Consider the following 18982-nt stretch of genomic DNA (forward strand, 5'->3'; position numbering starts at 1 on the left):
GTCCACGTTGACGAGCGGGAACCTTCCGCCGCAGTCGCCGCACGCGACCGCGCCTGCGTTGCGGATCGACCACGTGACCATCGTGGATCCGCGCGACGGGAGCCGCCGACCCGATATGTCCATCGAGACGCGCGGCGGCAGAATCGTGGCCACGACGGCCTTTCCCGGACCCGCGGTCTCTGGCCTGCGGGTCGTGGACGGTGAAGGCAGGTACGCCGTGCCGGGCTACAACAACATGCACACCCACGTCCTGCAGGAGGAACGCTCTGAACTGTTCATGGCCACGATGCTGCGTGAGGGGACGACCGGGATGCGGCAGATGGCCGGCCCCGACGAGGTGCTCCGGCGCCGTGCGCAGAATCGGCTCTCGCTCGGGCCCCGAACGCCCGCTCTGCTGACGATGCCCGGGGCGATCCTGATGCCCTTCAACTCACCCACCATCGGGAGGGTGCGCCGCGAGATCAGCCGTCAGAAGGCTCTCGGCGCCGACTTCATCAAACTCATCATGGTGGAGCGCGACGTGTTCTTCGCCGCGGTGAGCTGGGCGCACGCCCAGGGGTTGACGATCGGCGGCCACCTGCCGCCGTCGGTCAGTCCGGGTGAGGCGTCGGACGCCGGCTACGACTTCCTCGAACACCTCGGCACCAGTGCCAACATCTGGATCGAGACCTCGAGCGACCGCGCAGCGCTCCGGGCCGCGGCCGACACCTCTCTCGCGCTGCCGAACGCACTCGGCTACGTGCCGTTCGCCGAACAGCTCTTCGGGAGTCCCTTCGTCACCAAGCTGACCGCGACGACGCTGCTGAACCCCGCCCTGTCCGATCGGGCCGACAACATCCCGGTGCTCCAGCAGGCGCTGAACACCTTCGACGACGGCGCCGCGCGGGATCTCGCGCGAACCTTCCTGAAGAACAGCACCTGGCAGACGCCCACGCTCTCGCGACTGCGCACCGAGTACAGGATGGACGCCCCGGAGTACACGGACCACCCGCGGTTGAGGATGCTCTCACCACAGGTGAGGAAGGACTATCAGACCACTCGGACGAAGTTCCTCGATCTGCCCGCCCAGCGGCGAGACGCCTACCACCAGTACTACGACACCGCCGTGACGTTCGTCGGAATCCTCCACGAAGAAGGAGTGCCGATCATGACCGGAACCGACGGTCCGGGCGGCAACCCCGGGCAGGACCTGCGGTCCGAATTCCGGGAGCTGGCCTCCGCCGGCCTCGCGCCGCTCGACGTGCTGCGGGCGACCACGACCGTTCCGGCGAGCTTCCTCGGCCGCTCCGACCGCATGGGGGCTATCGACGCGGGGATGCGGGCCGATCTCCTCCTCCTCGACAACGACCCGCTCACGAGCGTGGAGAACCTCATGGACATCAGCGCCGTGGTGAACGCCGGGCACTACACGACCGCCGCCGAGCTCGACCAGACGATCGACCGGCTGCTCGCATCCGAGGAGGACGCATGACGGCACGCGCAACCCCGCCGAAGGCTTCCGGCACCGCACGTGCTCGGTGGACCCGGGTGGCGGGCTGGGCCCTCATCGGAGTGGGCGTCGTCGTCTCGTGGGCATGGTCGGCCGAGCTCGGCATCGCCGGCGAGCCCGTCGGGGCGGCCATCGCGGGTGCGTCGACGATGCTCCTCTTCAGCGCGGGCATCCTCGTGATCGGGCGCGCATCCCCGCGGCGCGGGCGCATCGCGACGCGGGCATTCCGCATCGGCGCGCTCGCGGCCGCACTCGGAGCCATCGCCGCCGGTGTGATCCCCGTCGCGGTCGTCGGCGCGACCACCGGCGCGGTGACAGCCGATGTCGTCTCCGGCAGAACCGGAGACGACTATCGCGTCTCCGGCACGGCCGTCGTCTCCAGCGACACGTATCACCAGACGAACATCGAGATCACGGTCCGGGCGACCGACCGCACCGCCCCGTACCTCGCCGCGACCGTCTCTTTCACCGACGGAACGTCTCCGGTGACCTGCACGAACACCCGGCAGACCTGGATCCATGAACTCGCGACAGTGGGCCTTCACTGCGAGAGCTTCCTCCCGCGCACGACACTCGACGCCATCTCGGGAATCGCGCTCTCTGAGCCGTAGGCGTCCCACGGAGGGGTAGTCCGGGTCGCGCGCCTGCACCGCGGCGGCCCTTCCGATAGCGTGAGACCAACACACGTGACACGGGGTGCCCTGCGGGGCTGAGATCACACCCGTCGAACCTGCTCTAGTTCGTACTAGCGAAGGGATGTCGCGCATGACGCGCACGCCACGACACCAGATCGAGTCCATCGTCTCCCTGCACGCGGAGGTGCGCACCCGCGCGCCGCTCGTGCAATGCATCACCAACGCCGTGGTGACGAACTTCACGGCCAACGTCCTGCTCGCCCTCGGCGCTGCCCCGGCCATGGTGGACATCCCGCGAGAGGCGGGCGTCTTCGCCGGGATCGCGTCGGGCGTGCTCGTCAACCTCGGCACTCCGAACGCGGACCAGCGCGAAGCGATGCGGGAGGCGGCGTCGGCCGCCACCCACGCCGGCACCCCGTGGGTGCTCGACCCCGTCGCGATCGGCGCCCTGCCGGTGCGCACGGCGCTCGCCGCAGAACTGAAGACCGCACCGCCGACGATCGTGCGGGGGAACGCCTCCGAGATCATCGCGTTCGACGGGGCGGGCGCGGGTGGTCGCGGCGTCGACGCGACGGACGTCGTCGAGGACGCGGCGTCCGCCGCCCGTCGGATCGCCCTCGCCACCGGCGGCGTGGTGGCGGTGTCGGGGCCGGTGGATCTTGTGACCGACGGCATCGACGAGTCGCGTCTCGGCAACGGGGATGCGCTGCTGACCCGGGTCACCGGAGGGGGGTGCGCGCTGGGTGCGGTGATGGCCGCGTTCGCGGGCGTGACGGCGGACCGGTTCGCCGCCACGGTCGCGGCGATCACGGTCTACAACGTCGCGGCAGAGCTCGCGGCCGAGCGCGCCGGAGGGCCCGGGACCTTCGCGTCCCTGTTCCTGGACGCGCTCGCGGGGGTCGACGCGGAGACCCTGCGTGCACGGGCGGTGGTCCGATGACGAGCGATCTCTCCCTCTACCTGGTCACCGATTCCGGCCTGGCCGCAGCGGCCGGTCACGATCTCGTCGAGCTGGTCCGGGCCGCCGCGGCCGACGGCGTGACGGCGGTGCAGCTCCGAGAGAAGGAGGCCACGGCCCGCGGGTTCCTCGACACGGTGCTGCGGGTCTCGGAGGCGATCCCGGATCGAGTCGCGCTGATCGTCAACGACCGGGTGGACGTGTTCCTCGCCGCCCGTGCTGCGGGAGCGCGGATCACGGGCGTCCATGTGGGGCAGTCCGATCTTCCGCCCGAGGCGGTGCGAGGGCTCATCGGCTCCGACGCCGTCCTCGGGCTGAGCGCCTCGACGCCGGAGCAATTGGCCGCGGCGTCCGACTCCGGCGTCGTCGACTACGTCGGCATCGGCGCGCTGCACGCGACCGCGACGAAACGCGACGCTCCGCCGCCGCTCGGTCACGAGGAGTTCGCCCGGTTGGTCGCGCTGAGCGCGCTCCCGGCGGTCGCGATCGGAGGGGTGCACGCGGCTGATCTGGGAGCGCTGCGCCGGGCGGGCGCCGCCGGGGCGGCGGTCGTGTCGGCGATCTGCGCCGCCGCCGATCCCGGACGGGCGGCCCGCGAGCTGCGCACGGCATGGGATGCCGCATGAGCCGGCAGCGTGTCGTACCGCGAGTGCTGAGCATCGCCGGCACCGACCCCACCGGCGGCGCCGGCATCCAGGCGGATCTGAAGAGCATCGCCGCGAACGGCGGTTACGGAATGGCGGTCGTCACAGCGCTCGTCGCCCAGAACACCCACGGCGTCCGTGCCGTCCATGTGCCTCCCCCGGCGTTCCTCGCCCAACAACTCGATGCCGTCTCCGACGACGTGGAGATCGACGCGGTCAAGATCGGAATGCTCGGCACCGCCGAGGTGATCGGGGCGGTCGCCGATTGGCTCGACCGGGTGCGGCCTCCTCTGGTCGTGCTCGACCCCGTGGCGGTCGCCACCAGCGGCGACCGCCTCCTCGACGCCGATGCGGAGGACGCGCTGCGTCGACTCGTCTCGCAGGCGGACCTGGTGACACCGAATATCCCCGAGCTCGCGGTCCTCGCGGAGTCGACCGTCGCCGTCTCCTGGGAGGAGGCGCTCGCGCAGGCGGGTCGGGTCGCCGCTCGGCACGGTGTTCGGGTGCTCGCCAAGGGCGGACACCTGACAGGGGAGCACCTCCCCGATGCGCTCGTCGAGGCCGTCGACGGCGCTGTCTCGGTGACCGAGTTCCCGGGGCTGCGCATCGCCACACGCAACACGCACGGCACGGGGTGCTCGCTGTCCTCCGCGGTCGCGACCCGGGTCGCCGCCACGGGGGACTGGGTGCGAGCCGCGGCGGAATCCAAGCAGTGGCTCGCCGAGAGCATTCGTCACGGGTCCGAACTCGAGGTGGGCACCGGCAATGGGCCGATCAGCCACTTCGCCGGTCTCTGGCGTCGAGGGGGCACCACGACGGCCCCGACGGCGGAGGACGTCGAGAGCGCCTGGTGGAACGAGATCGGCGGCCTCCGCGCCGACATCGACGACCTGCCGTTCGTGCGCGGGCTCGGCGACGGGACCCTGCCCCGCGACGAGTTCCTGGGGTTTCTGGCCCAGGACGCCCTCTACCTGCGCGACTACGCCCGGGTGCTCGCCGATTCCGCACGCCTCGCGCCGGCCTCGGACGAGCTCGTGTTCTGGGCCGACAGTGCGCAGGGGGCGATCGCGGGAGAGCTGCAGCTCCACGAGAGCTGGCTGACTGAGGAGGCACTGCGAACCGTGGAGCCGGACCCGGCGACGACGGCCTACCTGAACCACCTGCTCGCGACGGCGGCCCGAGGGGACTACCGGGTGCTCGCTGCGGCGCTCCTCCCGTGCTTCTGGATCTATCAGGACGTCGGGGAGCGCCTGCACGCGCTCTCGCACGAGCGGCACCCGTACCGGTCGTGGCTCGACACCTATGCCGACCCCGCATTCGCCGCCGCCACCCGGCGGGCGATCGGCATCGTCACAGAACTCGCCGCGACCTCCGATGAGGCGACACGGCGTGCGATGGGGCTCGCGTTCCGCGAGTCCGCCGCGCACGAGCGGGCGTTCTTCGCCGCACGCCGCGGGACGCCGCGGGCATGACGCGCGACCACGACGATGAGCTGCCGGTGCTCGCGTGCGAACCTCACCCTGCGTGGTGACGCGGCGACGGGGCGATGAGCCGGGCCGCATCGGCGCCGGACGCCTCCCGCAGCCACTGCGCGAAAGCGTGGATGGCGGCGTCGAACTGGGAGCGGGGCGGTGTCGCGAACCCGACGACCGCCGACGGCGGGTGGTCGTCGGTCCGGGAATACCGGCCGAGCGTGTGGAGCACCGCATCGCCCGCGCGAAGGGTGCCGCCCTCGTCACCGTGTGACCGGGGAGGAAGGGGGACGATCGCCTGTAAGCCGGCGGAGATGCCGGAGGCGGTCGACCCGGCCTGGGCCAGCACCTGATCGAGGATGACGCGACGCCGAGCGTACTCGCGCCGCTGGCGGCGGATATGGCGCTCGTAGTCTCCGCTGCGGATCAGCTCGGCCAGCGCGAGCTGATCCAGCACTGGCACACCGCCGGTCAGCGCCAGGGTCGTCGCAGCGACCGGCCCGACGAGATCCGGAGGAAGTACCATCCAGCCGAGCCGGAGTCGGGGGTCGAGTGATTTGCTCGTACTGCCGATGTAGATCACCCGGTCCGGTGCGGAGCGCTGCAGCGCGGCGACGGGGCGGCGATCGAAGCGGAACTCACCGTCGTAGTCGTCCTCGATGACGACGGAACGCGAGGCCGCCGCCCACGCGAGCACGTCGCGCCGCCGCGCGGCGCTGAGAACGACGCCGAGCGGGAACTGATGCGCCGGAGTCAGGACGGCGGCATCGATCGAGGAGTCGAGCAGATCGACGCGGGCGCCGGCCGCATCCACCGGCAGGTCGACGGTCTGCACACCCGCCCAGCGCCAAGCCGTGTCCAGCGCGGGAAGCGCCGGATCCTCGATCGCGACCCTCTCGGCTCCCTGTCCGCGCAGCGCGACCGCCAGCACGTTCGTGGCGGAGCGGTAGCCGGCGCAGACGACGACCGAGTCCGGCGTCGTCTCGACGCCGCGGGCCCGCGCGAGGTAGGCAGCGAGTTGAGCCCGAAGCTCCAGGCTGCCGCGCGCGTCCTCGTCGGCGCCCGTCGGCGTCCATCCCGCTGCCGCCCGGCGAAGCGCTGCGCTCCATCGCGCGAGCGGGAAGGAGCCGGCCTCGGGCCGGCCGGGGCGCAGGTCCCATCGCGTCGTCGGCTCCACAGGGGCAACGCGGGCTGCATCCGGCGCGCCGGGTGCGCGGGCCACGAACGTTCCCGCGCGTTCCCGCGTGACGAGTACCCCGTCGGCCACCAGATCGTCGATCGCGGCGGTGACCGTCCCGCGGGCCACGCCGAGCTCGGTCGCGAGCTCCCGGGTGCCCGGCACACGGCTGCCGACCGGGAGCTGCCCGAGGGCGATGCTCCGCCGGAGCGCCGTCTCCACCCCACGACGTTTCGGAATCGACGGGTCCAGCGAGAGGAAGAGGTCCACTGGACCACAATACCGGGCACCTTCTGGCCCTCTTGTCTGATCCAGATCATGCCTAGCATCGACCGCGTAATCCGGAAGAAGGAGGGAACATGAAGCTTTTCGTCGCCGGAGCCTCGGGAGTGCTCGGGCGTGCGTTTCTCCCGCTCGCACTCGCCGCCGGTCACGAGGTGGTCGGAATGACGAGGTCCGAGCGCGGTGAGGAGGCGATCCGCTCGCTCGGTGCGACACCGATGGTCGCCGACGCGCTGGACCCGGGCGTCGTGACGCGGGCGCTGTCCGCCGCGCAGCCTGACGCGATCGTCGATCTCCTCACCGACCTCGCCTCCGGAGACTCGGCGAGCAACGCACGGCTCCGCGTCGAGGGGACGCGGAACCTCGTGGACGCCGCGCGCGCCTGCCATGTTGAGACGACGATCGCCGAGAGCATCTCGTGGATCTATCCGTCGGGCGCCGAGGCCGCCGATGAGGACACGCCGCTCGACCTGGACGCGGTCGAGCCCCGCCGTACGACCGTCCACGCGGTCGCAGCGCTCGAGGACGCGGTGCGTGAGCTCCCGCACGCCGTCGTCCTGCGCTTCGGCCTGTTGTACGGGCCCGGAACCTGGTACGCGGCCGACGGCCGCTACGGCGACGCCGCGCGCGCGGGGAGCCTGCCGGCGACCGAGACCGCCGCGTCGTTCATCCACGTGGACGACGCCGCCCGTGCGGCGCTGCTCGCTCTGGAGTGGCCGAGCGGGACATGGAACATCGTGGACGACGAACCGGCGGCCGGCATCGAGTGGACGCCTGTCTTCGCGGCGTCCGTCGGCGGTCCCGCACCGCAATCCCGCGAGAGCGGCGACGTCGGCCGGCCGGTCAGCAACGCACGCGCGAAAGGGCGGGGACTCGTGCTGCGCCATCCGAGTTGGAGAGCGGGATTCCTGCAGTGACGCGAACGGCCTTCCGAACCGGCACCTGGAGGCAAGCGGTCGCCACCTTCTCGGGGGTGCTTCCGGTCAGCATCGTCCTCAATCTCGTACTCGCGCCCTTTCTCAGCGGCCTCCTGCCGCGCGCCGCCGTCGTGGTGGTCAACGCCGCGATCCTCGTCGCCGCACTGAACTGGCTCGTTCTGCCGGCGATCCAGTGGGCGACGAACGGCTGGGCCACACGGCCGCGGCGCGGCGGGGAGGCCGACCCCGGGTCCGGCCGGCACGACCGCGGGCTCAGGCGCGGGGGCGCAGGGTCTCGGCGAGTCCTTCGGCGAACTGCTCGGTGACGGCCACGATGTCGATGTCGTCGGGGTCGAGCAGCCACTGGGTGTTGAGCCCGTCGATGACCGCGATGACCTCGGCGGCTTTGAGCGCGGGATCGATGCCGGGCTCGAAGACGCCGGTGCGCTGGCCCTCGGCGATGAGTCCGGCGACGATCCGGCGCAGGCGGCGGTACCGCGTGACGAAGTGGTCATGGGCGACCGCATCGCGCGAGAGGTTCTCGGCGACCAGGACGGCGAAGAGGCGCACCAGGTTCGGTTCGGCCGCGTTGCGACGTGCGGAGTCGGGGAGGGCGTCGATGGCGTCGAAGCCGCCGATCGCGGCGAGCTCCTCGGCGAAGGCGACGGCGGCCCCGTCCCGGTCGTCGATGACCGCGTCGAGCAGGGCGGGCTTGCTGCCGAAGTAGTAGAGCAGCGCCTGCTGCGTGACGCCCACCCGCTGGGCGATGTCCGCGATGCTCGTGTCGCGGTAGCCGTTCTCGGCGAAGAGCTCGCTCGCCACGTGGACCAGCTCGTCGCGGCGGGAGTCGCCGCGCTCGGTCCCGCGGTGGCGGCCCCGACGAGAGGACGGCGCCTTCTGGGTGCTCTCGGTCATCTCCCCATTGTGCCCGGCTTGCATTTGACTTACCACTCGGTAAAAATAGCTGCCATGTCATCGACGACCTGGCCGGACGCATGGACCGGACGCTGGATCTGGTCCGACCGCCCCGCGCTGGCGGGTCCGAGTCGCGAGCACCCCTACGGCGCCGCCGACCCCGCACGCTTCGACACGCGCGTGCTCTTCCGCCGGACCCTGCAGCTGGATACCGCTCCGCGGACGGCCCGGCTGCGGATCACCGCCGATTCCGACTACCGGCTCTTCGTCAACGGACGCGAGCTCGGCTCCGGGCCGATCCGGCACGCGCCGCGCCGCATCGAGTACGACGAGTATCGCCTCGACGGTGCGCTCGTCGCCGGTGAGAACGCGGTGGCCGTGATCGGCCGGTTCCGCGGCTTCCCCTCGCCGTGGTGGGAACCCTCCCCCACCAGCTACACGCTGGGCGGCGGGAGCCTGGCGGCCGAGATCGCCCTCGACGGCACGATCGTCGGGACCGACGAGAGCTGGCGTGTGCGGGAGGCGGCCGCGTGGACGCCCACCGCACCGGCAGGGTTCCTCGTCACGCAGCCGGAGGAGCTGCTCGACGCGCGGCAACTCGACGCCGACTGGGCACAACGCGGATACGACGACGGCGACTGGCAGCCGGCGACGGTGCTGCGGGAGCACTCCATCGTCGGACCGGCGGGGCGCACGACCCCGGGTGGCGAGCCCTGGGGCGCGCCGCGGAGGCGCCCTGTCGCTCCCCTGACCGGCGGACGCCGCCTCCCGGCAGCCCTCGCGATCGCCGACGGCGGCCCGACGGCCTGGGACGGCTCGGCTCTCGACCCCGCCCGCGCGCTGCTCGCCGACCTGCTCGCGACGTCGCCGGCCGTACCCGCCGGGGCACCGGGTGACCTCGCGCAGCCGGCCGACATCCCGGGCGGCCGGCGCCTCCTCGTCGTCGACTTCGGTGCGATCGTGAGCGGGAGGCTGGAGTTGCGCGTCGACGCGCCCGCCGGGACCACGGTCGCCGCGGCTCTGCTCGAGGCACCGACGGCCGCAGCGCTCGACTCCGCCGCCGTGCTCGGCTATATCGCCCGCGGCGCCGACGATCGCTTTCTCTCCTGGGAACGCATCGGCGGGCGCTGGCTCGTGCTGCTCGTGGACGCCGCGACGGACTGGCGGCTGGAGGAGGTCTCGGTGCTCGAGCGCCTCCGCCCGCGTGAGGCGGTCGAGCCGTTCCGATCGGACGATCCGCGCCTCGACCGCATCTACGACGTCGCTCTGCGCACGGCCGACCTGAGCTCGCACGATGCCTACGTCGACTGCCCGACGCGCGAGCAGCGCGCCTGGACGGGCGACTCCGTCGTGCACCAGTCCGTCGACTTCGCGGCCAACCTCGACTGGAGCCTCCCCCGCTGGAGCCCCCGGCTGCTGGCCCAGCCGCGCCCGGACGGCATCCTCCCGATGGTCGCGGCAGGGGACTTCGCGACGCCGGCAGTGCCGACCATCCCCGACTGGTCTCTGCACTGGATCCGCCAGGTGCACCGCCTCCACGAGTACACCGGCGACCGGGAGGCCGTGGCAGAGCTCATGCCGGTGGCCGAGAACGTGTTGCGCTGGTTCGACCGGTTCGTGGGCGACGACGGCCTCGTGACCGAGGTGCCCGGGTGGGTTCTCATCGATTGGTCCCCGGTCCAGGTGACCGGCCGGAGCGCGGCCCTGAACGCACTGCTGGCCCGCGCCTTCCGCGACGTCGCGGAGCTCGCCGAGGCCCTCGGCGACCGTGGCAGGGCGGCCTGGGCCCGCGCCAGGCACGCCTCGATCGCCGACGGCTTCGAGGCCTTCTGGGATGAGGAGCGCGGGGCCTACCGCGACACCATCGTCGACGGCGAGCGCGGCCGCTCCGTCAGCGAGCACACCGCGGCGGCCGCGGTCTGTGCGGGCATCGTGCCCGACCGTCGCCGCGCCGCGGTGCGGCGGCTCCTGCTCGACCGTGCGGCCGTCTTCACCCGCAGTCCGCTGGCCGATCACGGCGCGGACGCCCTCGGGCCGGTCGCCGGCACGCCCGTCTCGGTGCGGGACGCCCCCGACTGGGACACCGAGCGTCTGACCGTCGGCGCGCAGCCCTTCTTCCGCCCGATCGTTCACGAGGCCCTCGACCTGCTCGGCGAGACCGACAGGCTGCCCGACCTTCTGCTCGACTGGGACGCGCTGCTCGACGACGCACCGACCGCCTTCCGCGAGTGCTGGGAAGGTGGATCGTACTGTCACGGCTGGAGCGCCACCCCCGCCCGGGATCTGATCGTCTTCACCCTCGGCATCCGGCCGGCCGAGCCCGGCTGCACGCGGATGCGGATCGCCCCGCGGCCCGGTCGTCTCACCAACGCATCCGGCGCCGCCGCCACCCCGTTCGGCCCTGTCCACGTCACGGTGGCGGGCGACCGGGTCGAGATCGTCTCTCCCGTGCCGTTCACCTTCGTGGATCGCGACGGCCGGGAGAGCGAGCACCACGCGGGAGCCGCGACGACGCGGCTCTGACCCCTGTGCGCACCCCCGTGCGCCGACGAAAGGAGGCAACGATGCCTTCCCCGCTCCTCGCGATCGCGGCGGCCGCCGCGCTGGCGTTCTCCGCCGGTGCGGCCCCCGCCGCCGACTCCGCACCTCCGTCCCTCTCCCTCACCGCGCCGCTCGCGAAGCCGGTGTGGCTGTGCCATCCCGGCGACCCCGCGTCGGCGTGCGGCGGCGCCGTGGGCCGCTATCCCGACGGCAGCACCGTTCCGCTGTCGACCACCGTCGCGGCGGGAGGAACGAGTGCGGTAGTGCAGCCGACGACGGGCGACGAGCCTCCGGTCGACTGCTTCTATGTCTATCCCACGGTGGATCTGCTCCCGAACCCTGTGCTGATGCTCGGCTCGGCCGCGCCGTCGGCGCGCGACGACGAGGTCGCCGTGCTGCTCGCGCAGCTCGGTCCGCTCGCGGGGCTCTGCCGCGTGTTCGCTCCGCTCTACCGGCAGAGCACTCTGCTCCAGCTTGCGGCGAGCGGCGCGACCGGCGGCGACCCGTATCCGGGCCCGGGCTTCGCCGACGTGCAGCAGGCGTGGGACGACTACTGGGCCCATGACAACATCGATCCGGCCACCGGTCAGCGCCGAGGGGTGATCGTGCTCGGCCACTCGCAGGGAAGCGTCGCGGTGGAGAAGCTGCTCCAGCACTCCGTGGACGGCGATGCGGCCGCCACGGCGCAGCTGGTGAGCGCGGTCGTGCTCGGCGGCCAGGTGCAGGTGCCGCTCGGCGCCGCGTCCGGCGGGGGCGCCGACCCCGCTTCGACGTTCCAGCACCTGCCCGTCTGCGAGCCGAAGCCGGGCGGTGTGCCGACGGGATGCGTCATCGCGTACTCCAGCTACGGCCAGCCCGCCGGGAGCGCGCCGGTGTCGGGAAGCCTGGCCGCGAACCTCGACGCCGGACACCGGATCGCCTGCGTCAACCCGAGCGCTCTGCTCGCCGGCGGACCGGCCGACGCGACCGCGGCGCTCGACCCGATCCTGCCCACGCGCACGCTCGTCCGCGGGAGCCTGCTGGCTCCCAACGGCGCCTTGACCCATCTCCTCCTCGGCTACACCCTCCCCGCCGATCCGACCGGGTACCGGTCGACCCCCGGCGCATTGAGCGGGCACTGCGCCTTCGCCGGCGACGCGACCGCCAACACCAGCTGGCTGCAGATCGATGACCCCACCGGGATGCTGCCCGACACCTCCACCTCTGCGCTCGGGCTCCACGTGGTCGACTACAACGTCGACCTCGGCGGGCTCCGCGCGCTCCTCGCCGCCCAGATCAGCCAGTGGGCGCAGACCCGATGAACGCAGACCCGATGAACGGAGACCTCCGCATGACCGACCCCACCCCCATCACCGCCGGGACCGAACCGGGCGGCCTCGTCGGCTCCGCCTCGACCGACCCGCAGTCGCGCGCACCCTGGCGCACCGCACTCCTGGCTGGCATGGCCTCGTACCTCGACGCCGGCACGATCGTCGCGGTCAGCGCGAGCCTCACCTTGTGGAAGGGCCAGTTCTCGCTGGATGCCTGGCAGCTCGGCTTCCTCTCCGCCGCGCTCACGGTGTGCATCGGCATCGGGGCGATCGTCGGCGGTCGGATCGGAGACCGGGTCGGCCGCAAGCGCGTGTACTCGTTCGACCTTCTGCTGTACGCGTTCGGCCTGCTGTGGATCGTGTGCGCCGTGGTCCCGGCCATGCTGTTCGTCGGCGTGATCATCGTCGGGCTGGCCGTGGGCGCCGACGTCCCGACCTCGATCACCGTCGTCGGCGAGACGGCGCCCGGCAAGCGACGCGGCCGGCTGGTCACCTTCACCCAGCTGCTGTGGGGCCTCGGGCCGCTCGTGGTCATCCTGGTGGTGCTGGCCTCGACCGGCTTCGGCGAGTGGATGCCGCGGATCGTCTTCGGGCACCTGCTGGTCCTGGCGCTGATCACGTGGGCGCTCCGCCGGCGTATCGGCGAGCCCACCGCGTGGACGAACGCACGCACCGCCGGCGCCACACGGGAGGGCGTGCGCGCTCTGTTCCGCGGGCGCCTGCTGCGGAGCACGCTGTTCATCCTCGCGTTCTACGCGCTGCTGACCATCGGGACGAACTTCTACGGCTCCTTCGGCCTGTACGCTCTCGAGACCGTCGGCGGCCTGCCTCCGGCGAGCGCTCTGCTGGTCTCGCTCATCGGCGTCCCGGTCATCCTCATCACGGTGCTCGCGATGATGCGCGCGATGGACAGCGCCGCACGCAGACCGATCTTCATCGTCGGGGCGATCGTGCAGGTGGCCGCCTGGATCCTCCCTCTCGTCCTCCCCGTCGGCGCCGGCACCCTCGTGATCGCGTTCGTGACCTACGGCATCGGCACCACCCTCGCCGGGGAAGCGCACTACAAGGTGTGGTCGCAGGAGCTGTTCCCGACCGAGCTGCGCAGTACCGCGCTCGGCCTGAGCTTCGGCGTCGCCCGCATCGCCTCCGCCGTCTCGCTGGTGTTCGTGCCGACTCTCCTCGCGGCGGGATTGGCTGGTGTCTCGGTGCTGATGATCGTGGTCACTGTCGGGTCGGGAATCCTCGGCATCCTCTTCATGCCGCGCACCCGCGGTGAGTCGATCGATGAGATCGACGCACGACTGCGGGCCGCCTCCCTCCCGGGTGAGTAGGCGGGCCGGCGCCCCTTCGCACCCCCAGTTCGAGGGAACGAATGCGTTCACAGACTGTTCGGAGCCTGAACGTTCACTAATGTCATAACGACTGAGCACCGAAGTCGCTGTGACCCGACTCGTTTCCCGACCGGTCCGGTCAGCGGCGGCACCTACCCGACACCGGCGCGTCCCGGCGCGCCGCCCTACCCGCTGAGGTTTCCTTGCGCCCGAAAACCGACGACCGCCGCGCCTCGGCGACGGTCACCCATCTGACCCGCACCGTCCTCTCGAGCGTCGCCGCCGTCGGCGTCGTCGCGCTCGCCCTCACCGGCGCGAGCGCGTCCTCCGCCGACCCGGCCACGCCGCCGGCGCAGACGACGTTCGTCAACGAAGGCTTCACCGGCACCACCGCGGGCAGCGGCTACACGCTGCCGGGTGCGCCGTCCGGCCCCAACAGCGCGTGCCTCACGGCACGCACGACGACGTCGTCCAGCGCCACCGACACCATCCCGGGCTGCGGCGGGACGGCGGATCCCGACCAGCAGGGCGCGCTGCGGCTGACCTCGGCGACGCTCAACATGACCGGCGGCGTCGGCGCGAAGCAGTCGGTGCCGATCACCAAGGGCATCGACGCGATCTTCGACAGCTACCAGTACAACGGCGTCGCGGACCAGACCGGCATCACGGCCGACGGCATCGTCTTCTACCTCGCCGCCACCGACCCCTACAACCCGGCCGTGCCGACCCAGATCGGCATGCTCGGCGGCTCGCTCGGCTACAGCGGCACGAAGTCCGGCAGCGGCCTCGCCCACGCCTACCTCGGCGTCGGGCTCGACCGCTACGGCAACTTCAACCACCCCGACTTCGAGGGCAACGGCTGCAGCACGACTCCGACGCGCGTGCGCTACCCGAACAGCGTCACCGTGCGCGGTCCGGGCAACGGCACCACCGGCTACTGCGTCGTCGCCTCCACCGCGAACACCCCGCTCACCGGCTCGCTGAGCACGGTCGGGGCGGCCTCGCGCGCCGATGCCAAGGTCCCCGTCGAGATCGTCATCAACCCCACCGCGACTGCGATCTCTGCGCAGCGCGCGACCGCGATCTCCGTCGACCCGGGAACGTTCGCGGTCATCTTCACCCCGATCGGCGGCAGCCAGCAGGTCCTGAAGGGAACCCTGCCCACACTGTCGGCCACCGGCAACGCGGCCGCGATCCCGGCATCCTGGATCGACCCCGCCACCGGCTACCCCTACAAGCTCACCTACGGCTGGGTCGCGGGCACCGGCGGCGCCTCCGACGTGCACGAGGTCAACTACCTGGAGGCGAAGACTGCGGCCGGGCCCGTTCCCGTGCTGACGGCCGCGGCCTCCGGGTCGAGCACCGTGGCGCACGGCGGAACCGGCACCTACACGATCACCCCGACGGTCACGGCCGACGGGGGCACCGAGTCCCAGCTCGTGCGAGCGACCACCACCTTCCCCGCCGGTGTGCAGCCGACCGTCCCGGCCGACCTGCCCGCGGGCTGGACCTGCACCCTCTCGGGTCAGACCGAGACCTGCGACTTCGCGGTGGATGCGGCGGCGCCGATCCAGCCGGGAACCTCCCTGCCCGCGCTGTCTCTCCCCTACACGGTCTCCGGTGCGGCTCGCACGGTCACGATCTCCTCGATCGTCGCCTCGACGGACGCCGAGGCCGTCACCGCGTCGGCCTCGGTCGCGATCAGCGCGCAGCCCGTGCGCCTCACCACTGGTGACGTCACGGTCGAGAAGGGCGCCACGGCGACCCTCTCGGCGACCATCGCCTCCTCCGCCGCCTCAGCGCCGACCGCGCCGACCGGGACCGTGACGTTCACGGACGCGAACAGCGGAGACACGATCTGCACGGCGACGGTCGCGGACGGCGTCGCCAGCTGCACCACGGTGGGCGGCGCCGTCGGACAGCACGCCGTCCTGGTGTCGTACTCCGGTGACGCCGACCACGACGCGGTCACGGGCGCCGACCGTGCCTCGCTCACGCTCACGGTCACGAAGATCGCGGTGGCCGTCGACCTGCAGGTCGCGCCGACCGAGGTGCCGTACGGTACCGCCGCGACGCTCTCGGCCACCGGCATCCCTGCCACCGCCGAGGGCGAGCTCACGTTCTCGACGGGAAGCACGACCCTGTGCACGACCACGCTCCCGGTCACGAGCTGCCCGACCGCTACGACCCTGGCGGCCGGCCAGTACGACGTGACGGTCGCCTACTCGGGCGACGCCACGCACGCGGCGGCGGAATCCGACTCGGCGACCCTCACCATCCGCAAGGCGGTCTCGACGATCGGCGGCGGCACGGGCGGCGGTCCCGGCTCCGGCGGCGGGACGGGCGGAACCGACCCCGATCCGGTGACCGTGACCCACGGCACGACGATCGACGTCACCGTCGACGGAGTCCCGGAGGACGCGACCGGCACCATCTCGTTCGTCACCGACGACGGCACCGTGCTCTGCACCGCCGCCTTGCCGGAGACGACCTGCGCTCTGCCGGACGACCTCCCGGGCGGAACGTACACGGTGCACGCGGTCTACTCGGGCGACGCCAACCATGAGCCGGCGACGGGCACCGCGTTCACCCTGGTGGTGGCGCCGCAGCCCACCGCGCTGGCCGCACGCCACGCGCTGTCCACGGGAGGGGCCACCCTCACGGCCTCTGGTCTGCCGGCGGGCGCCACCGGGACCGTGACCTTCACGGACGCCTCCGGTCGCGTGCTGTGCACGGTGACGCTCCCGGCGACGTCGTGCAGCACGGACGCGCTCGGAGCAGGGACGCACATCGTCACAGCTCGCTACAGCGGGGACGCCTCGTTCGCCGCGTCGAGCATGCAGCTCACCGTCACGGTCGCCGGGGACCCCGTCCTCGCGTCCACCGGATCGTCGGTGGCGACCGCCGTGTTCGTGTCGACCGCAGCGGCGCTGGTCGCACTGGGAGGAGCGCTGGTCCTCCTCCGTCGACGCGCGGCGCAGCGGAACCGTCGCGGGGCCTAGCGGCGCGAGTCGCAGAGCAGGGGAGGGCCGGCTCGAAGGAGCCGGTCCTCCCCTGCTCGATGGGGATCATCCTGCGGGATGACGCGGGAGTCCCCACGGCGCGGGTCTAATGGAGGCATGGACACGATCCTCCTCCCTCTCCTGCAGAGCGCAGGCGCGGTCGCACTCGCGGTGGTCGCGTTCTCCCTGGCGTTCACCTGGACGGCGCTCACCCCGTCGCTCGACCGGATGCGCACGGAACGCGGCCGCCTCCTCGGCTACCTCGCGCTCGGCGCCGTCCTGCTGCTGGCCGCGGCGACGATCTACCTCGTCCCGGGCCTCCTGATGCGCGACACCGTCGGGCTCGCGCTCGCCTTCCCGCTCGCGGCGGTCTGGCTGATCGCGGCAGCGGCGCTGCTGGTGACGGGGCTGGTGCACACCGGTGCCGCACGCGCCGTCTCCTCCTCCTTCGCCGTGGTCTCCGTCGCCGGAGTGGCCGCGGGGATCGTCTCGGCGCTGTGCGCACAGCACGGGCTCGCCGACCGGGTCACGCCGACCGGCGCCTTCCTGCTGGTGATCGGCGGGATCGCCGCGGTGGTCGTCTGGTCCGGGCGCGAAGGGGATCAGGGGGCGCCGGCGTCGACCGGGAGCGGTCTGCTGCCCCGCCAGCGCCGCGAGACCCACACGACGCCGTAACCGGCGCACAGGATGACCGCGGCGATCAGCACGATGTAGAAAGCCACACTGAGATAGCCGTTGGCCGACGTCGCGGGGTTGAGGAAGGGGTACGGATACCACGGCTGCCTTCCGGTGGTCGGCTCGGCCGCGATCGGCGCGCGCAGCAGCGTGTAGACGGCCCACACGATCGGGAACGCCGCGATGCCCCACACGACGCGGCGCCGCAGCGGTGCCCGACCCGGCGCGAGCAGCCAGTCGAGCAGCATATAGAGCGGCGCGATGACGTGCAGCACCTCGTTCGACCAGGCGACCGTCTGACCCTGCGGCAGCGCGATGTTGCGCAGCAGGAGGTTGTACACCACTCCCGTCGTGACCATGTAGGTGACCACGGCGGCACGGAGCGCCGTGAACCAGGCCGGGTCGTCGCCGGAACGGCCGAAGAGCAGGACGGCCCCGATGGCGAGCACGACGACGGTGGCGACGTTGGAGTCGATCGTGAAGAAGCTCAGAAAGTTGGCGATCAGTCCCGGGACGCTTCCGCCGGCCCGGGAGGTCTGGGCGATGCTGCTTGCGAGCTGGGCGATGATCGCCGCCAGGGTGACCAGCGCCATGACCGCGCGCAGGGCGCCGAAACCGATCCGCATGGCGCGATCGTAGCGGCCGTGCCGCCCGGCGCGCGGCAAACGCGCAGGTAGGCCACGGCTAGACTGGACGGGAAACCTGTATGAGAGAGGTCGCCGAGTGGCACCCGCCGTTCCTGCCCAGATCCCGGGGATTCAGACTCCGAGCCGCTACTGGGTCGTCCCCGCCGTGCGCGCCGTCATCGCGCTCGTCACTGCTGTCGTCGTCACCTTCACCCAGGGCGCCCACACGGCCGTCTTCGGGCTGATCGTCTTCGGTGTCTTCGCGATCGCCGACGGGATCGCGACTGCGGTGCTCACGCTCCTCGCCGGCCCGCGCAGTCTCAGCCGCACCCTCTTCGTCATTCAGGGAGCCGTCGGCGTGATCGCCGGTGTGCTCGCCCTCGCCCTGGCCGGCAGCGGTCTCGGGCTCTTCCTCTACCTCGTCACCGTGTGGGGTGCGCTCACCGGGTTCCTCGAGCTCTACAGCGGCCTGCGCGACCGGGGCCGTGACGCCGCGGCGCGCGACTGGCTCGTCACCGGGGCGCTGACCGCCATCCTGGCGCTCGTGCTGCTGCTCGTGCCCGCCGACGCTCTGCTCGCCGTCGGCCTCTTCGGGGCGTGGGCGGTCATCGTCGGCGTCTTCCAGGGCATCGGCGCCGCCTCCCTGCGCTCGGCGGCACGCTCTCAGGAGGCCGCACGGCAGGCGGAGGCATCGTGACCAAGCGCGACAAGAAAGACCCCAGCGTGACCTCCAGCCTCCAGCCGACCCGTCGTGACCGCTTCCTCCCCGTCGAGCTGCTCGCCATCTCGGGGGGCCTCGGGATCTTCACGGGCCTCATCGTGTTGATGTCCACGCGCGACATCCTGCTCGCCGGCATCTTCTTCGGTGTGGCCTTCATCCTGGCGCTCGTGCTCACGGCCCTCTTCGCCCTCGCTTTCAAGCCGAATGCGGCCGAGGTGGAGGACATCCTCGAACAGGACGCCGAAGCGCGCGACAAGGACAAGCCCTCCGGTCACTGACCAGGGACT

General features: G+C 72.0%; 16 protein-coding genes and 1 riboswitch. Of the genes, 13 read left to right on the forward strand and 3 right to left on the reverse strand.

The genetic code is table 11. From position 1 onward, the window contains the following. The first annotated feature begins 73 nt into the window (after positions 1-73). The 5 genes from LLS1_RS00865 to LLS1_RS00885 all read left to right on the forward strand — a co-directional run bounded on the left by LLS1_RS00865 (position 74) and on the right by LLS1_RS00885 (position 5198). Entirely contained in the window at positions 74-1471 is a 1398-nt protein-coding gene (locus LLS1_RS00865) for an amidohydrolase family protein (protein WP_226653183.1), read from the forward strand. Further along, complete coding sequence (locus LLS1_RS00870; RefSeq protein ID WP_226653184.1) at positions 1468-2100, forward strand: hypothetical protein; 633 nt, start codon at positions 1468-1470, stop codon at positions 2098-2100. Before LLS1_RS00865 ends, LLS1_RS00870 begins: the two co-directional genes overlap by 4 nt. 71 nt (positions 2101-2171) lie before the next feature. Next, positions 2172-2263: riboswitch (TPP riboswitch) on the forward strand. Continuing rightward, complete coding sequence (gene thiM / locus LLS1_RS00875; protein WP_226653185.1) at positions 2255-3064, forward strand: hydroxyethylthiazole kinase; 810 nt, start codon at positions 2255-2257, stop codon at positions 3062-3064. It overlaps the preceding riboswitch by 9 nt. Then, positions 3061-3708: a thiamine phosphate synthase gene (thiE, locus tag LLS1_RS00880; protein WP_226653186.1), complete on the forward strand. Its 648-nt coding sequence runs from the start codon at positions 3061-3063 to the stop codon at positions 3706-3708. Before thiM ends, thiE begins: the two co-directional genes overlap by 4 nt. Further along, positions 3705-5198: a bifunctional hydroxymethylpyrimidine kinase/phosphomethylpyrimidine kinase gene (locus LLS1_RS00885; RefSeq protein ID WP_226653187.1), complete on the forward strand. Its 1494-nt coding sequence runs from the start codon at positions 3705-3707 to the stop codon at positions 5196-5198. The genes thiE and LLS1_RS00885 overlap by 4 nt, the downstream gene beginning before the upstream one ends. 43 nt (positions 5199-5241) lie before the next feature. Here LLS1_RS00885 and LLS1_RS00890 read toward each other — a convergent pair whose 3' ends face one another. Further along, complete coding sequence (locus tag LLS1_RS00890; RefSeq protein ID WP_226653188.1) at positions 5242-6645, reverse strand: PLP-dependent aminotransferase family protein; 1404 nt, start codon at positions 6643-6645, stop codon at positions 5242-5244. An 89-nt stretch (positions 6646-6734) separates the two neighbouring features. On the opposite strand from LLS1_RS00890, the gene LLS1_RS00895 reads away from it, so the two are divergent. Then, positions 6735-7574 carry an NAD(P)-dependent oxidoreductase gene (locus LLS1_RS00895; protein WP_226653189.1) on the forward strand — a complete coding sequence of 280 codons (840 nt, stop codon included), beginning with the start codon at positions 6735-6737 and terminating at the stop codon, positions 7572-7574. Positions 7575-7847: 273 nt separating this feature from the next. Here the strand turns inward: LLS1_RS00895 and LLS1_RS00900 are convergent, their stop codons facing one another. Then, the gene (locus LLS1_RS00900) at positions 7848-8489 is read right to left on the reverse strand and encodes a TetR/AcrR family transcriptional regulator (RefSeq protein WP_226653190.1); all 642 of its coding nucleotides are present in this window, start codon (positions 8487-8489) and stop codon (positions 7848-7850) included. 54 nt (positions 8490-8543) lie between these two features. Here LLS1_RS00900 and LLS1_RS00905 point away from each other — a divergent pair, with 54 nt between their 5' ends. The 5 genes from LLS1_RS00905 to LLS1_RS00925 all read left to right on the forward strand — a co-directional run bounded on the left by LLS1_RS00905 (position 8544) and on the right by LLS1_RS00925 (position 17348). Beyond that, positions 8544-11012: an alpha-L-rhamnosidase N-terminal domain-containing protein gene (locus LLS1_RS00905; protein ID WP_226653191.1), complete on the forward strand. Its 2469-nt coding sequence runs from the start codon at positions 8544-8546 to the stop codon at positions 11010-11012. 41 nt (positions 11013-11053) lie between these two features. Next, the gene (locus LLS1_RS00910) at positions 11054-12331 is read left to right on the forward strand and encodes a DUF3089 domain-containing protein (protein WP_226653192.1); all 1278 of its coding nucleotides are present in this window, start codon (positions 11054-11056) and stop codon (positions 12329-12331) included. Between the two features lie 29 nt (positions 12332-12360). Then, positions 12361-13671 (forward strand): MFS transporter, encoded by a 1311-nt coding sequence (locus LLS1_RS00915; protein ID WP_226653193.1) that lies wholly within the window; start codon positions 12361-12363, stop codon positions 13669-13671. A gap of 203 nt (positions 13672-13874) precedes the next feature. Beyond that, positions 13875-16673, forward strand: coding sequence for an Ig-like domain repeat protein (locus tag LLS1_RS00920; RefSeq protein ID WP_226653194.1), 2799 nt, complete (start codon positions 13875-13877; stop codon positions 16671-16673). A 117-nt stretch (positions 16674-16790) separates the two neighbouring features. Further along, positions 16791-17348: a hypothetical protein gene (locus tag LLS1_RS00925; RefSeq protein ID WP_226653195.1), complete on the forward strand. Its 558-nt coding sequence runs from the start codon at positions 16791-16793 to the stop codon at positions 17346-17348. Here the strand turns inward: LLS1_RS00925 and LLS1_RS00930 are convergent. Then, positions 17276-17974, reverse strand: coding sequence for a Pr6Pr family membrane protein (locus tag LLS1_RS00930; protein ID WP_226653196.1), 699 nt, complete (start codon positions 17972-17974; stop codon positions 17276-17278). The two genes, LLS1_RS00925 and LLS1_RS00930, sit on opposite strands and share 73 nt — an antisense overlap. Before the next feature lie 97 nt (positions 17975-18071). On the opposite strand from LLS1_RS00930, the gene LLS1_RS00935 reads away from it, so the two are divergent. Next, positions 18072-18671, forward strand: a complete 600-nt coding sequence (locus LLS1_RS00935) for a DUF308 domain-containing protein (protein ID WP_226653197.1) — start codon at positions 18072-18074, stop codon at positions 18669-18671. After that, on the forward strand, positions 18668-18973 hold the full coding sequence (locus LLS1_RS00940; RefSeq protein ID WP_223358666.1) for a hypothetical protein: 306 nt from the start codon (positions 18668-18670) through the stop codon (positions 18971-18973). Before LLS1_RS00935 ends, LLS1_RS00940 begins: the two co-directional genes overlap by 4 nt. Positions 18974-18982: the final 9 nt, after the last annotated feature.

The organism is Leifsonia sp. LS1, from assembly GCF_020521355.1.
Lineage (GTDB): Bacteria > Actinomycetota > Actinomycetes > Actinomycetales > Microbacteriaceae > Leifsonia.

Excerpts from the sequence above, each read along its gene's own strand:
- LLS1_RS00870 (WP_226653184.1), top strand. The coding sequence starts at position 1,468 with ATGACGGCACGCGCAACCCCGCCGAAGGCTTCCGGCACCGCACGTGCT.
- thiM (WP_226653185.1), top strand. The coding sequence starts at position 2,255 with ATGACGCGCACGCCACGACACCAGATCGAGTCCATCGTCTCCCTGCAC.
- thiE (WP_226653186.1), top strand. The coding sequence starts at position 3,061 with ATGACGAGCGATCTCTCCCTCTACCTGGTCACCGATTCCGGCCTGGCC.
- LLS1_RS00885 (WP_226653187.1), top strand. The coding sequence starts at position 3,705 with ATGAGCCGGCAGCGTGTCGTACCGCGAGTGCTGAGCATCGCCGGCACC.
- LLS1_RS00895 (WP_226653189.1), top strand. The coding sequence starts at position 6,735 with ATGAAGCTTTTCGTCGCCGGAGCCTCGGGAGTGCTCGGGCGTGCGTTT.
- LLS1_RS00900 (WP_226653190.1), bottom strand. The coding sequence starts at position 8,489 with ATGACCGAGAGCACCCAGAAGGCGCCGTCCTCTCGTCGGGGCCGCCAC.
- LLS1_RS00905 (WP_226653191.1), top strand. The coding sequence starts at position 8,544 with ATGTCATCGACGACCTGGCCGGACGCATGGACCGGACGCTGGATCTGG.
- LLS1_RS00910 (WP_226653192.1), top strand. The coding sequence starts at position 11,054 with ATGCCTTCCCCGCTCCTCGCGATCGCGGCGGCCGCCGCGCTGGCGTTC.
- LLS1_RS00915 (WP_226653193.1), top strand. The coding sequence starts at position 12,361 with ATGACCGACCCCACCCCCATCACCGCCGGGACCGAACCGGGCGGCCTC.
- LLS1_RS00925 (WP_226653195.1), top strand. The coding sequence starts at position 16,791 with ATGGACACGATCCTCCTCCCTCTCCTGCAGAGCGCAGGCGCGGTCGCA.
- LLS1_RS00930 (WP_226653196.1), bottom strand. The coding sequence starts at position 17,974 with ATGCGGATCGGTTTCGGCGCCCTGCGCGCGGTCATGGCGCTGGTCACC.